Source organism: Mycoplasma sp. 4044 (assembly GCF_053851695.1).
The window spans coordinates 62631-77444 of record NZ_JBSQBD010000002.1; the positions used below are offsets into that span (position 1 = coordinate 62631).

At 30.7% G+C, this 14814-nt stretch carries 11 protein-coding genes; all 11 read right to left on the reverse strand.

Annotated features, from left to right (window positions below; translation table 4 throughout):
- Window positions 1–50 precede the first annotated feature (50 nt).
- Entirely contained in the window at window positions 51–410 is a 360-nt protein-coding gene (gene rplS / locus ACWXVN_RS02270; protein WP_455967863.1) for a 50S ribosomal protein L19, read from the reverse strand.
- Complete coding sequence (trmD, locus tag ACWXVN_RS02275; RefSeq protein WP_438341789.1) at window positions 403–1074, reverse strand: tRNA (guanosine(37)-N1)-methyltransferase TrmD; 672 nt, start codon at window positions 1072–1074, stop codon at window positions 403–405. The genes rplS and trmD overlap by 8 nt, the downstream gene beginning before the upstream one ends.
- A gap of 5 nt (window positions 1075–1079) precedes the next feature.
- The gene (gene rpsP / locus ACWXVN_RS02280) at window positions 1080–1337 is read right to left on the reverse strand and encodes a 30S ribosomal protein S16 (protein ID WP_438341790.1); all 258 of its coding nucleotides are present in this window, start codon (window positions 1335–1337) and stop codon (window positions 1080–1082) included.
- A 150-nt stretch (window positions 1338–1487) separates the two neighbouring features.
- A complete protein-coding gene (locus tag ACWXVN_RS02285; RefSeq protein ID WP_455978987.1) occupies window positions 1488–2024 on the reverse strand; it encodes a hypothetical protein in 537 nt (178 codons plus the stop codon).
- Window positions 2014–4467 (reverse strand): ATP-binding cassette domain-containing protein, encoded by a 2454-nt coding sequence (locus ACWXVN_RS02290; RefSeq protein ID WP_455978988.1) that lies wholly within the window; start codon window positions 4465–4467, stop codon window positions 2014–2016. The genes ACWXVN_RS02285 and ACWXVN_RS02290 overlap by 11 nt, the downstream gene beginning before the upstream one ends.
- Window positions 4454–5518, reverse strand: a complete 1065-nt coding sequence (locus ACWXVN_RS02295) for an ABC transporter ATP-binding protein (RefSeq protein WP_455967860.1) — start codon at window positions 5516–5518, stop codon at window positions 4454–4456. Before ACWXVN_RS02295 ends, ACWXVN_RS02290 begins: the two co-directional genes overlap by 14 nt.
- 8 nt (window positions 5519–5526) lie before the next feature.
- Entirely contained in the window at window positions 5527–6843 is a 1317-nt protein-coding gene (locus ACWXVN_RS02300; protein WP_455967859.1) for an ABC transporter permease, read from the reverse strand.
- Window positions 6824–7921, reverse strand: coding sequence for an ABC transporter permease (locus ACWXVN_RS02305; RefSeq protein ID WP_455978989.1), 1098 nt, complete (start codon window positions 7919–7921; stop codon window positions 6824–6826). The genes ACWXVN_RS02300 and ACWXVN_RS02305 overlap by 20 nt, the downstream gene beginning before the upstream one ends.
- Before the next feature lie 3 nt (window positions 7922–7924).
- Window positions 7925–10870 (reverse strand): OppA family ABC transporter substrate-binding lipoprotein, encoded by a 2946-nt coding sequence (locus tag ACWXVN_RS02310; protein ID WP_455978990.1) that lies wholly within the window; start codon window positions 10868–10870, stop codon window positions 7925–7927.
- 553 nt (window positions 10871–11423) lie between these two features.
- A complete protein-coding gene (locus ACWXVN_RS02315) occupies window positions 11424–12581 on the reverse strand; it encodes a YbhB/YbcL family Raf kinase inhibitor-like protein (RefSeq protein WP_455978991.1) in 1158 nt (385 codons plus the stop codon).
- Entirely contained in the window at window positions 12581–14806 is a 2226-nt protein-coding gene (locus tag ACWXVN_RS02320) for an SGNH/GDSL hydrolase family protein (RefSeq protein ID WP_455978992.1), read from the reverse strand. Before ACWXVN_RS02320 ends, ACWXVN_RS02315 begins: the two co-directional genes overlap by 1 nt.
- Between the last annotated feature and the right edge of the window lie 8 nt (window positions 14807–14814).

Below are 14814 nucleotides of genomic sequence, written 5' to 3' on the forward strand. Positions count from 1 at the left end.
AAAGCAAAGCACAGTGGCTTTGCTTGATTTGCAATCAAAAACACTCACGATTATTTTGTGTTTTTAAGTTCTTTAAGTCTTGCTGCTTTACCTTTAAGTTCTCTCATGTAGTATAGTTTTGCTCTTCTAACTTTGTTTTTACGTAACACTTCAACGTGGCTAATTAGAGGTGAGTTGTAGTTGAATACACGTTCAACACCAATTCCGTATGAGTTTTTACGAACTGTAAATGTTTTAGCTGTTCCTGTTCCGCTTAAAGCAATAACTAGACCTTCAAAAGCTTGAATTCTTTCTTTATCTCCCTCTTTAATACGAACGTGAACACGAACATTGTATCCTTCTCTAATTTCTGGTAAGTCGCTTCTTAATTGTTTTTGTTCAACAATTTCTAATAATTTTGCTCTACTCATTTTTTAACCTTTCAATTATATCTGGACGATTTTTTAATGTTTTTTCATATTTTGCTTTTTGTCTTCAAGCTTCAATTTTTTTATGGTCACCACTTAACAGTACTTCTGGTACTTCAAAACCTTTGTAAACTCTTGGTCTTGTGTATTGTGGATAATCTAGCAAGCCATCACCTTCGAAACTTTCTTCTAAATGTGATGATTTTCTAATAACTCCCGGTGCAAGTCTAGCAATAGCATCCGCCACAATCATAGCCGGAATTTCGCCACCAGTTAATACATAATCACCAATACTTAATTCTTCGTCGACAAAATTTAGAATTCTTTCATCAAAACCTTCATAATGTCCGGCAATTAGTGTTATTTCATTTTCTTTAGCAAATTCACGAGCTTTTTGTTGATTGAAAACTTTTCCTTGTGGTGAAAGAAGAATCTTTTTACCACCAACTGTTTGCAACGCTAAATCTAATGGTTCCACTTGCAACAACATCCCTTGGCCACCGCCATAAACTTCATCGTCTACTTTTTGGTGTTTATCTTTTGAAAATTGTCTTCAGTCAATAATATTGATTTCCAAGTGACCTAATTTGATTGCTCTTGCAATAATTGATTCTTGAACGAAATTTTCGAAAAATTTCGGAAACAAAGTCAAAATATTAATTTTCATACTGATTATTTACGGTTTTTTGTGTATTCAGCGTAGAAATTGTCGTGTTTTAGAAGTTTTCTAACAGTGTCGGTTGGTTGAGCACCTTGGTTTAATCATTTAGTTAGAGATTCTTTGTTTAATACAACTTCTTTTGAGTGAGGGTTGTAAAAACCTACTTCTTCGATGAAACGTCCATCACGTGGTGAACGAGCATCGGCAGCAACAATTTTATAAATAGCTTGGAATTTTTTTCCATTACGTTTTAGTCTTAATTTAACCATAGCGTTTTCCTTTCATAATAATGTGATGTGTTTTTAATAAAACAAATTATAGCATATTTTGTTAAGGTGTCAAGCAATTTTACTTAACACCTTTTGAAGATAAAAAAAACTGACTAGAGTCTGATTATTCGACCCTAGTCAGGAACAAAATTATCTAACCATAAAAGGTATTAAAATGATTTGTAAAATAATAGTTAACAAGATAAGAAATACGAATATAAAAGATGAACTTTTTCAACTAATGGGATCTTTAGAACTAATTTCTTTTGGTTGCTGGTTTTTCTGATTTCGTAAGGCATCATAATAATCATCATTAAAGCTATTATTATGTTTTCTTTGTTGTGATTTGCGAAATGTATCATCGTCTTTGTAATATTTCATACCATTAAAGGTTTGTCGGAAAAAACGAATAATTCCTCTTCCAAATCCTCTTCTAACAATCAAGGCAAGAATATTTAATGAAAAAACCATAATATTAGCTACGGTTAAAGCATCACAAATCTTTAGTGTTGTTAAAGCAATTTTGTTTTGTTCAGCTTGAGTACGGTAACGGAAAAATAATATTAAAAAGAAAGTCAAAAAAACTATTACGTTGACAACTAAGAAGATGATTGTTCCAGTGTTGAAACCTCTTTTTATATAACTTGAAAATCGTTGCTTAAAAGTTAATCTTTCTTTATTTGTCATTGTTCTTTTCTTCGTTGCTTAAAATTAATTCTTCAAAATAACTATCATCATCACTATTTAGTTTTAAAGTTTTAACATCACTAATTTCTTTAGTTCACTCATGAACTTGTTGATTAGTTCCGTAAACGAAGTGATTTTGACCAATTTGTCAAGTTTTCGGAACGTTAGGGAATTTTTGTTGTTCTAAGTAATTTAGTTCGAAACTTACATTTTCAAATTTTTCATTTGCATTGGAAATTTTTGGAATCGCTTTGAATAAATTGATTGTGTAAGGGTGCACTGGGTGAGCATAAATTTGTTCAGTGTCACCTGATTCAACAATTTTCCCAAGGTGCATAATTTGCACTTTATCAGCAATGTATTCAATCATTGACAAGTCGTGAGCGATAAATATTAGTCCAATGTTTTTTTCTTTACATAAATCTTTTAACAAGTTAACAACTTGAGCCTGAATTGAAATATCAAGTGAAGCAATTGGTTCATCAGCAATAATTACTTTTGGTTGAGTAATCAATGCCCGCGCAATAACGATTCTTTGTCTTTGCCCACCACTAAATTCATGTGGATAACGATATGCAAATTGTTTTAATAAACCAACATCTTCTAAAGCTTTGTAAATTATTGTTTTATAGAAAAGATTCTTTAATCTAATTCAAGCAAAAGGAGCAAAAATGTAATTTGCATAGAAAAAACGCAATTTTGGATATTTGTCTTTGAAAATGATGTCTACTAAATTATGGTTTATTCCTAGTAGTAAGTCAATGTTGTGAATATCTTTAACCAAGTAGCGATACTCAATAGCAAATGATTTTTGAGTTTCTAATTTAGCGTTAACAACTGTATTGAAAGAAATAATTTCATATTTTTGTTGTTTTTTAGCTGCTTTTTTACTAGCAACTTCTTGATTTTTTAGATATTGAATGAAATTTTTGTGCACTGATTTAAATCTTTTAACTAATTCTTTAATTTGTTTTCTTAAAGCATAGTAAGTTTCATTAATTTCAACAATTTTAGCCTCAGTTGCTGCAATTAATTCTTTTCTTTCACTAACATGTTGAATATAACGTTTTTGATAGCTATCTTCAGCCAGTGAAAGTCTTTGTTTTGCTTTATTTAAATCTTGTTTAGCTTGTGCTTTATCAACAGTTTTAGGTGCCAAATTTTCAATATAGAAAGCAATTTGGCTTTCGATGTCTTTAAATCTTTTATCAAAGTTAGCTTTATTGGTTTTGGACTGTTTTAGATACTCATCGATATTGAAATTAAACTCAGAATCAATAGTTTCTTGTAACAATTGTTTTGCTTGTTTTGAGTATTCAACATTCAGTTTAATTCTATAAAAACCAACCATGTATTCACGTAAGTGTTTAATTAAGGCTTTGATTTGTTCAAACTCTAAGTATTTCAGTTCAGGATACACTTCTTTTAGAAATTCATTTGCTTTTGAATTAATTAATTCTCTTTTTAGGTTATAAATATAAAAATCTAAATTTGTCGAAAGCAAACGTGAGTTCTTTAGCATGTTTTTTTCATTTTTGAACTCATAAATATAATTTGTAAAAGCATTTTTAGAAACTTTTAAAAACTCACTGTGTTCTTTTTTGAGTGCTTTATACTGAGATCTAACATTTTTATACTCATGGTAAAGTTTAACTTGTTCGTTTGTGTAACGAAGACCTAGTTTAGCATTGTTGTAATTTTTTAAAGCATTGCGTAATTCAATTTCATCTAAGTCGATATTGTCTTCACGGTAGTCTTTTTGTTTCTGGTAATAAAAGTCAATCAATTTGTTTGTATTTGAGTACATGGTGTTGATAACTTCAGTCTCCATGCTTTGCTTTTCTTCTAAAAATGCAAAGTATTGATTGAAATTATCTTCATTTGAAAGTTGACTGTCAAAAGTTAAATTATTGAATTTATTTTCTCACTCAACAACAAAATCTTTAGCAATATTATTGAATGAACTTAAATTAATGATTTCATATTCTTGTGCTAATGATTTAAAAGTGTAACGGAAATTTTTCTTAACGTGTCTTCAGTCACTGAATAGATCCTTCATTTTCTCACGCATAATTCCATTTACTACAAGTGGTTCTTTTAGTGTTGAGAAAATGTTTTTTTGTCCATTTAGAGAAGCATGTGGATCCTGGAAAATCATTTGTACATTACGACGCAGAAACTTTTCAGTATCACGGCTAATTTTGCGACCACTAACTATTCTTCCATCTAAACGAACGAACCCGTTGTAATCATCATACAGACGCATTAATGAACGTCCAACAGTTGTTTTACCTGAACCAGACTCTCCGATTAAACCAACAATTTCTGACTCATGGACATTGAAAGATACTGAATCTACTGCTTTGTTAACGTTTGAACCATGAATAAAATATTTCTTTAGATTGTCTATTTCTAAAACAACTTTTTGCTTATCTTTGTTCATCTTCAAAAACCTTTCTAAATGATTCTAAACGTTTTACTAAATCAGGATTAAGCTCAACTTTTGGTGCATCTGGGTGCAATAATCAAGTCGCAGCTGAGTGAGTAGGACTGACTTCGATTAAAGGTGGTTCTTTAATAAAATCAATCTCTAAAGCATAGTCATTACGTGGTGCAAATGGATCACCTAACGATAAATTAGCCATATCAGGTGGAGTACCTTTAATTGAGTAAAGACGTTGTTCTTTATTTTCTGGTACTGCGCTAATTAATGCTCAAGTATATGGGTGACGTGGGTCAGTGAAAATTTCTTTTTTAGTTCCTCGTTCAACTACTCTTCCTGCATACATTACGTAAATGTAATCACAGAATTTAGCAACTACTGAAATGTTGTGACTAATTAAAATAATTGATATTCCAAACTCACGATTAATGTCATTAAATAATGCCAATACTGAAGCCTGAACAGTAGGATCTAGAGCGGTTGTTGGCTCATCAGCAATAATAATTTTTGGTTTTAAAGCAACCACCATTGTGATAACAATTCTTTGTTTCATCCCCCCACTTAATGTGTGTGGATACATGTAGAAAATTTCTTCTGCATTTCTTAGACCAAATTTTTTCAACAAGCCAATTAAATAATCTTTTTTGGCAGCATAAGAAGCCTTTTTTCACTCACTATTGTGATTTAAGGCATCAAGTAATTGTTTCCCGATTTTACGAGTTGGATTTAACGAAGTAAGTGGGTCTTGAGGTATATAACCAATTTTTGAACCACGCACTTTTTGCCAACTTTTATCTTTTTTTAGACTCAATAAATCAACATCTTCAACCATTGCCTTGTCAGCTTTAAAAATAGTTTTACCATTAACATTAATTAAACTTTTGGATGTAACACTTTTTCCTGAACCTGATTCACCAACTAATCCAACAATTTGTCCTTCATAAATTTTTAAATCAACACCGCGAATGATGTTTAAGATTTTTTTCTTACCAGTGCGAAAACTGACTGATAAATTTTCAACGTCTAAAACGACTTTTTTACTTTTTGACATAAAAACCTCTATTTTTTATTCGCACTAATTATACGCGGATCGAGTGAATCGTGTACTCCGATAGCAATGAAATGCAATGAAAGTGATAGAGTTAGAAGGATTAATGAAGGCAATAATAAGATTCAGAAGTTATTTGAAATTTGTGGTGTTGCATCAATTAATAATTGTCCTAAGTTAACATTGTTGTTGTCTTTGTAGAAACCTAAGAAGGCAAGTGAAGCAAGAGACAAGATGATTGACGGAATTCTTTTAACAAATGAGTTAGCAATTTTTCCTAAGATTGCTGGTAGTGCATGAATGAATACTTGTCTTGTGGTCGAAGCACCAATACTTTTTGCAGCTGTAATGTATTCTTCATCTTTAACAGTAATAATAAACATTCTTGTTGAAGAAACTGGTCATGCTCAACCAGTAATGATTAGTGACAAGATTAAAGCTCAGTTGTTAACTCCTAAAATTGATACGAATAGTAGCATTCAAATTAATGAAGGTGGTGAAAGAATAATTTCAATTACCCGCATTGTTATGGTATCAATTCTTGTTCCTGCTTTGAAACCTAAATAAGCTCCAATTGATACTCCAATAATGGTTTGCACGATAGCGGTTAAAATAGCAATTTTGATTGATTCAGCAGTTGCATATCAAGAAGCTGTTCAAACATCTCTTCCGTAAACATCAGTTCCTAAAATCGAATTAACTTTTGGTGCTGAGTTTATTCAAGAAGCGAAAACATCTTGAGCTGGGAAATTGCTGTTATTTTCACTTAAATAAGCAAATAATTTTGCGTAAACAACATAAGATTGATACATTTGATAGCTATTGTAAGTAAAGGCAACTTGAACTGATTCTCCAATTTGTGAAAATGATGAAGAATTTAACAAGATTTGGAAATAATCTTTTACATATTCTGGAGTGTCATCCTTGCTTACTAAGTCTTTAATTCTTAAGTAAGTAGCAAAAACTTGATCACTGACTGCTTCTGCTCCTGAACCTGGAGTTAAAGTAACATTACGAGTTGTTATCGGACTGTTGTTAGGTGGTAAAAATTTAATAAATTCTAAGTTATCACCGGTGACTGGTTTATTTGCTTGATATTGCGATGTTGCTGGAATGATAAAAGCACACAACAATAAAGCAACAAAAATAAAGAATGAAAACGCTACATAAGGGTTCTTGAAGAAACGTTTGAAGATTTCAATAACGATTTTTTTGGGCTTACCAGCAATATTTGAAATGATTTTACGTTTATTAGGGTCAACAAAATGAATTTTTTCGTTTAATTCATTACTCAGTTTGTATTTTTTATTAAACTCTGCCGCTTTCACTTTGTCCTCCTTCGCTAATTTCTAATTGCATTGATTTGAAGATTCTTCTTCTTTCATTTCAAGATTTTAGGTAACCTAAATAGTTGTATTTTGAAGCTGATGCGTATTTAATTCTTGGATCTAGAACTACATAACTGACATCAACAATAATTTCAGTAAAGACTGATAAGAATGTAAAGAATACAATGTTAAACATCACAATATTGATTTCACCTTTAGGGAATGAGTTAATAATAACTTGTGATGTTCCTGGCACGCTTCAGTACGTTTCAATAACAATCGAACCAGTTAATAAACCAATATATGATGGAAAAATGATTGAAAACAACGGAATGGAAATATTTCTTAAAACATGTTTTCAGAAAATTTGTCAATTACTCAAACCTTTAGTTTTAGCGATTAAAACATGGTTTGAAGTTAAAACAGTAATAATTTGATTTCGAGTATATGAAGTATAAGTTGCTAGTGAACCTAGAATAACAATGATGATTGGGGTTAAATATGACAAAATCTGTCTAGACTGAGAAAAGCCGTCCTTTTCTAAGAATACCCGTGAAGGTAAACCTAATTTAACGGCTAAATTGATTGCTAGTGGGGCGATGATGAATGAAGGCAATGCAATAAAGATAAGTACAAAAGTATTGATGATACTGTCGGTTAGTGTACCTCTTTTGTATCCTGATAAAGTTCCTAACCCTATTCCGATAATTGCACTAATAAAAAAGGCTGGTAATGAAATACGGATCGAGTAAACTAAAGGAACAAAGAATAGTTTTGGAATTGTACTATTTTCCATTCCTAACTTGGTTGCTATATCAGGGTTATAAATTGCACCTCAATCACCTTTAAAAATCCCCCCTAAATATTTGAAAAATCGAACAATAATAGGTAAGTTTCAACCATATTTAATTTCTTGTGCTTTAACATAGTCAGCTACTGGACTAATGTTTTTGGATTGAGCGTAAGTTAAAAATGGGTTTTCTTGTGAAAAAGCTGCCATTAAAACATACGAAACTAAAGAAATTAGAAATAAGGTTAAGAGTGCAAAACCTATTCTTTCTAAAATATAACGAGTCATTTTCTATTTATTTAGTTTGTAATCTGCAATGTATACGTAGTCTGTCCCAACTCTTGGAATGTCATATTGAATTGATGCTAAGTATGGAATAAAGGCTGAACGTGCTGTTACCATATTTCCATCAAGTGAAGGTCCAGTGAATACTGACACTTCATTTGCAAGTGCTAGTAATTTTTCATTTGTACTTGTACTATTAATATTTTGTCAGAATTGGTATGAGAAAGTTCAAATATTGTCACCGAATTTTGAGTAATAATCTCTTCCTTCTTTTAGCGCAGTGTTTCATCATTTATCTGCATCTAAAAGATTGTTGAATTTAGATTTATTGTTATCATAGAATTTTTTCAATTCTTTTGATAGTTCAACTAAGTGAGGGAATGCTTTTTGCAAGCTAGTTTGTAATTCTGGTTTAGTTGCAATTTCATATAGTGTTGGTAACAATGAACCCATTCATGAGTAAGCGTCAAATCCTGAACCTATTGTTTGGTAGTCGTATCCTCATCCTACAATGTCAAGGCCTGCTGCTACAAGTTTTGGATATTGCACTTCAGTTCAGTTTCCAATTGTAGCATTGAATTTAACATCTAAACGAGAATCTAGTGAGTTCAAAGTTTTTTGCACATTTTCGTACAATTTAGTGTCGTTAGCCGAAATATTTGAATATGGATAAATTAATTCTCAACTTACTTTTACATCATTTGATAGATTATTTTCTGCATAGAATTTGTCCAACAATGCTTTTATCGCCACTTTTACTTTGTCATAAGCAGCTGATTTGTATTGATCTAAGTCATCTGAAACTTTTAGAATTGCATTTTCGTTGTCTTTTGGAGTGATTGATGAGTTGTCATCATTTAAACCTAATTTGTTTCCGTCTTTATCAACTGCATACAATGCGTTAATTTCATTATATTTATCACGTGGAGTGACTTCATCTTTAGCTGCTCATTCGGCTTGGTTTGTTCCACCAAAAGGTGTATCTTGCGCAAAACGAACTAATCATTCACGAGCATTAGGGCTTACAGTAAATGCTATTTTTCTTCAGTTTAAAGCAGCATTAGTTAATGTTCTGAATTCTAAACCACTTCCAGCGATAAATGATGTTACATCTTTTACATTTCCATTAGCAATATCTTCTAATGAAGCACCGTACATTAATTTTGCATATGCATCATTGTAAGGGTATTTAGCTTGTCATCCTGGCACTTGATCAGTGTATTTTTTGTCTGATTTTAAATCTTTTACTAAAGAAGATAGATTAGTTGGGAATGCTGAAAGAAGATCACGAGCCACTCATGTTTTTAAGTTTCTTGATTGGTTATATCTGTAACCTCAAATGTCTTTAGTAAATTCACTTTGTTGTGCCGATGTTAAAGAAGAATAAGAAATTGCTGATGTACTTCCTTCTTTGTATTGGTTGTATTGTTGGACTTTGAATGCTTCAGGGTTTTGACTTAAGTTGTAATTTTCAACGATTGTATCAATTGTTAATCCTGAATTTACTCAATTTTGATTTCAGTATGAATGGTTTTTTCTTAGTTCAGTTGAGTTAATTGTTTTTGTTGGTAAGTAACGTCCTGAGTATAAAGTAGCTTTTGGAGTAATTCCATATCAGTAAATTCCTGCTTCTTTTGCAAGACTATTGTATTGAGAATCTTTTAGTGCACTTTCTAATTGAGTTTTTTCATCACTCTCAAGATTTCCTCAATATGGAGAACTAGCATCAATATTATTGGTATTTTGCTTGATTCAGTCACTAGGTGCCGCTGATCATTCAAATGATTTAGCAACTTGTTCAAATAAACCATAGAAATTAGACTCTGTTGCTCCATCAACAAGACTGAAAGTATAAGCATCTAAATTATTGTACTGAGCTTCAGATGTTTGTGTTTTGGTTATAGCTTTTGATTTATCCAATAGTGCTGATAAGTCAATTCCGAAGGCTTGGTAGATGTAAGCATTTGGATATTTTGATTTTTCACCATAAATGTCTGGAGAACCCATTCTTGTTGAGATTTCATTGATGATTTTGTCTAAACTTTCAGTTCCACCATTTTCTAGTCTGAACCCTTTTGAATTAGCAACAGTACGAACAAAACTTACATAGTAGTCTTCGGCTTTTGTTTTAGTTCCTGAATCTTTACCATCACCATCTACTCAAGCATATTCACGAACAACGAATTGCATACTTTTTGCGTCTTTTAAGACATCTTTGAAGTGTTGTGAGTTAATTGAACGATCATTACTTGAAGTTGCTTGGTTATCCATGTATCTAAAATGAATACCATCTGCTAACATTACTGGTTTTTGTTTATCAATTGAATCTACTTCATCATTGTCGAAAACAACTACTGAACCATCGTTTTTAGTAACTAAAATGGCCTTTGCACCATCAAGTGTATATCTTCAGTATGAAGGACGAGCAATCAAAATTTGAGTAGTTGGTTTACCATCATCAATCACTAATTTTGTTTCATACGTTGCTTGATTTAAACCTTGCATACGAACCAATAATGTTGATGTTTCTGAAAGACTTGCAGCATTTCCTAATGAACCATATCCTCTTGAACCTTCATATATGAAGGCACGGTTTGGAGCATCAGTGTTATAACTTGTTGATCATTTTTTAAGACTTGCAACTGTTTGTTTACCTTGTCAGTATTTTAGAGCATCACTTTTTGATTTTGAAATCTTAGCATTGTAATAACTTTGTAAATCTGGTGAATAAGATTTATATAAAGAATCATTTACATCGATATTTGGTTCAACACTGTTTTGTGAATTTTGACTTCCATCTTGGCTTCCACCTTCGGTTTTACCACCACCAGTACCACCACCACTATTTGTATCATCACATGAAGCAGCGATAAATGGCACAGCACTGGCACCTAATCCTAAAACTGTCAATGATGAGAGAAGAAGCGATTTACGTCACTTAAGTTTTTTCATTTTTTTCTCCTTAATTGTTTTTAGATAATTTTGTTATTTCTTGCTGCTTTTAAAAAATAAAAGCTAGCACTTAACCGACAAAGTTAATTGCTAGCTTTTAGAATTAAAATTATTAAAAATAGTTTCAATTTTGGGATAAACCACAAGAATAACAATTAATTTTGACTTTATTTATGTGAAAAAAAACGGACTTCTTAGCCTTTTGTCGAATTAAAGTTTTGGCAAAAAGCTAGATTGCTTTCAAATTTAGTTTTTGGTTATTAATAATAATTCACTTAATAATAAAATCAAAATTTGAAAAGAAAATAATACATGTGTTAATAAACATGTATGTCATATAAAATGTACACTTGCGTAATGAGTTAAATGTAGTCATTTTACTTTTCCTTTCGCAAATAATTATAGACATATTTTTATTTTTTGTTTTCAAATTATTTTTTAAATTTTCTTTGGTATGAAATTAAGAATCTTAAAAAATACGAAAAAGATGCAAAATAATCAGTCTTTTTTAGTGTTTTTAATAAAAAGGTAGGTTTTTAACCCACCATAATTTTTATTTGAGTTTGAATTTAATGATTTTTTCGGCTATTACTTTATTTTTAATTAGCCGATAGGCATCCGCTACGTTGTTAGCTTTTTGGCGCTCAGTTATGTTCTGATCTAAAGCGTAAACTATCATTCAATGGAACTTGTTTTTTGTTTTTGACTTTTTGTTTTTAAAAACATTTCACTTATTTTGACGATTAACGAAATACTTTTTAATTTCTTCTGGCATAATCGACTGCTGACTAAATGAATTATTAATGTAGTGACGAGCGCTCCGTTCTTCATCTTTAGTCAAGTCGTTTTCTTTAATAATTGTTCAATCTCCACTTTGTGGTTTAATACCTAAACATGCAAACTCACAACTTACTAATCCTCATTGTTGTGTTGTCGAAGAATTGAAAATAAAAATTGCATATTCTTTAACATTTTTAATGTTTTTAATTTTTATTAAGGGAGTTGAAACCTTCAAGTCTGGTTTTGACACACTGTCGATATCAAAATAATATTTTTTGGGCAAGTGAAGAATGTTTTTATCATCTTGCTCCAAAGCAGGAATAGTAACTTTTAGGCCGTCGACTTCTTTGTTTTCATTTAAGACATAAAACATTCCATGAGTTTGACTTTCATCGGCATATAAGTTACCTTCTGAATCAGTTAATGCTTGTTGCGAAGCAAAAGTTAGTACCCCTTCATCAATAACGTGGTTTGCAATTATTTCTTCCATATCATTTCAAAATAATGGTTTTGATGTATCAACAAATTTGCTTACATCTTCAAAATCTAAAGCATAAACACGCACTTCATAAGTATGATCTTGGTCAGGAGGACAAGGCCCGTAATAACGTGAAGCATTATCATCTAAATATTGACTCGGTAACAAAATTTCATTAACATTTTTTGATAGTGAATTTTCAAATTGCACTATTTCATTTGCTTTCGAAATACTTGAATTACGACATATATGGTCATTGTGAATATTGAATGCTATTCAGTGAATAAATGACATTCCTACAACCCCGTTAGCTTCATGATCAATTAAACTAATAGCATAAGATTTTGCGCCTTTTACTTCTTCTCAACCAATATGTGGTGAGTGTGGTGAACCTAAACCGTTTTTTAGTTCAATGACATTATAAACATTCATTGTTTTTGAATATACACGCATTATTTTCCTTTCTTAGTTTCTTGACTATGTGCTTTTTTAGCTTTGGTTAAGATTAAGTGGATAGAACTTGATGAATAAAAGATTTTTCCAAAAATTCTTGAATATAAATAAGCTTTGGCAAAGAATTTACGTTTAATCATCTTGCGACGTTTTTGTTTTTCGGCACTGAATAAATAATCATAAATTGAAATTGTTTGTGCTTCTTGCAACAACATTGTTAACAATTTGTTCAGTTTCGGCTTGTTGTCAGAAACAAAATATAGCAAGTTTGAAATTGCTCTTTCAATTTTTGCGTTTTCTTTTTCGCTTAGTTCAAAATTAATTTTGTAAATTGAAAATAAATTTAATTTAATGAACTGAATTGATTTGGCAAAGTTTTCTTTTGAACTGATTTCTTTTAGAATCTTGTCAAAATAGAAAATGATTTTGTAGTGGTTTTGTTTTAATCAGACGTATCATAACTCGTCAAAAGATCTTAATTCTGAGTATTTTTTGATATTTAACATAAAGTTATTGAATAAGAAATCAATAAATTCTTTAAAGCTTTCTAGTTGCGCCAAATAATCACGACTGTAACTATATCTTTCATCCAATTTATGATTGATGAGTGTTTCCAGAAGCGGAGTAGTCAAAATTTCAGTCATAAAATCATAAACAATATTTCATAACTCTTCTTTTGAATCATTAATAAATTTTGCTTTTAGTAAATTTTGAGCAACTGGGTAAAATAAATTTTGTCTCTTAATAACATTATTTTTTGACTCAATAATATCAGTTCAAGCAATTTGATTTTTCTTTGTTAAATTTGTTTGAACTGTGTAAATAAAATTATCAACATGGTTGTTTTCAAGTAAGGTAAGAAAAATTTCCTGACTTCATTTCTTACCTTCTAAGAAATTTAAAAGATTTTGTTTAGTTTTATATTCTTGTGGTGCGGAAGCAAACTTTTTCTCGATATATCTTGTTAATGTACTTCCGAATCCCATTTGCAAATGTTTTTCTAATGCTCTAGTTGCTTCAGAAATGCGATAGTTGGGTAACATTAAGTTTTTGATTTCTTGTTCATAGTAATCGTCTAAAAATAATTTATCTCCACGATTCATACCTAAAACTGCCAATATTAAACCTAAACTATTGGCTTTAAGGTTGAAAATTTTGCGATAACTATTGAAATCCTTTTTGTAGATATTAAATTTTGGTAAAAAATTCAAAATATTATCAGAATCATCCCCATAGACTTTTGAAACATAATTGTCATCTAATCCAAGTTTTAAAAGAATACTTTGTGCCATATGTTTGTACCCTTTTTCAGTTGGATGAATGTCTAAAATGTTTTCATATAAGAAATTTTTGTTAGTGATTCAAAAATCGCGATCAAAACTGTCGACATACATATTGTTAGTTCTATTGGCAGCTTCTTTGATTGCGGCATTTAAATATCCCAACATAATATCACTCATTTTTTCAGAACTAATATCAGTGGTTGAAAATGTATCATCTAAAGCATTTTTAAAGTGAATTAAAGGTAAAGGATAACCAACTAAAACTATGTTTGTTTCGCTATTTAAAGCTCTAATTTTAGTAATTACTTGCTCTAAATCACTAACAATTTTTTCACTTGTTATATGTAAATGTTCTACAACTTGCGAAAAAGCAAAGGCGCGACGTGAAAGATTTTTAACAGCATAAAAATTACGTAATAAATTTCAAGGAATTTTAGCTAAAAAATCGTTTGCCCCTAAGGTTACAACAACAACATTAGCATCTTGAATTTTTGCCTTAATTATGTCAAAATCACCATTACCGAAATTAAAGTTTTTAAAGTAAGGGCTTAATTCATGTTGAAAAGGGTTTTGATCATTATCATTAATTGAACGAATAAAATCCATTTCATTTTGCAATGAAACTGAAACTTCACGCTTAAAATCTAACAGCTCACTATATTGAGCTGCTGTTATAGCACTGAAACCAAAATTATCATAAGAACTTAAAAAGTTAGGTCTAATTTCTTCTATCATCCGCACTAAATAGGCAGGATAACTTAAACCTATAACTTTTCTTTGTTCTTTGTCGAAATAACCACAAGACTGAAAACCAAATTTTGAGTTAAAACCAGCTGAAATTGAATCACCTAAAAAAACAATTCTCAAGTCAGAATCGATAACTTTTGTGTGTATTGGTAGTCTATTGTTATCTTTAAATTCAACAAAATCACGAAAATCCATACTTTCTC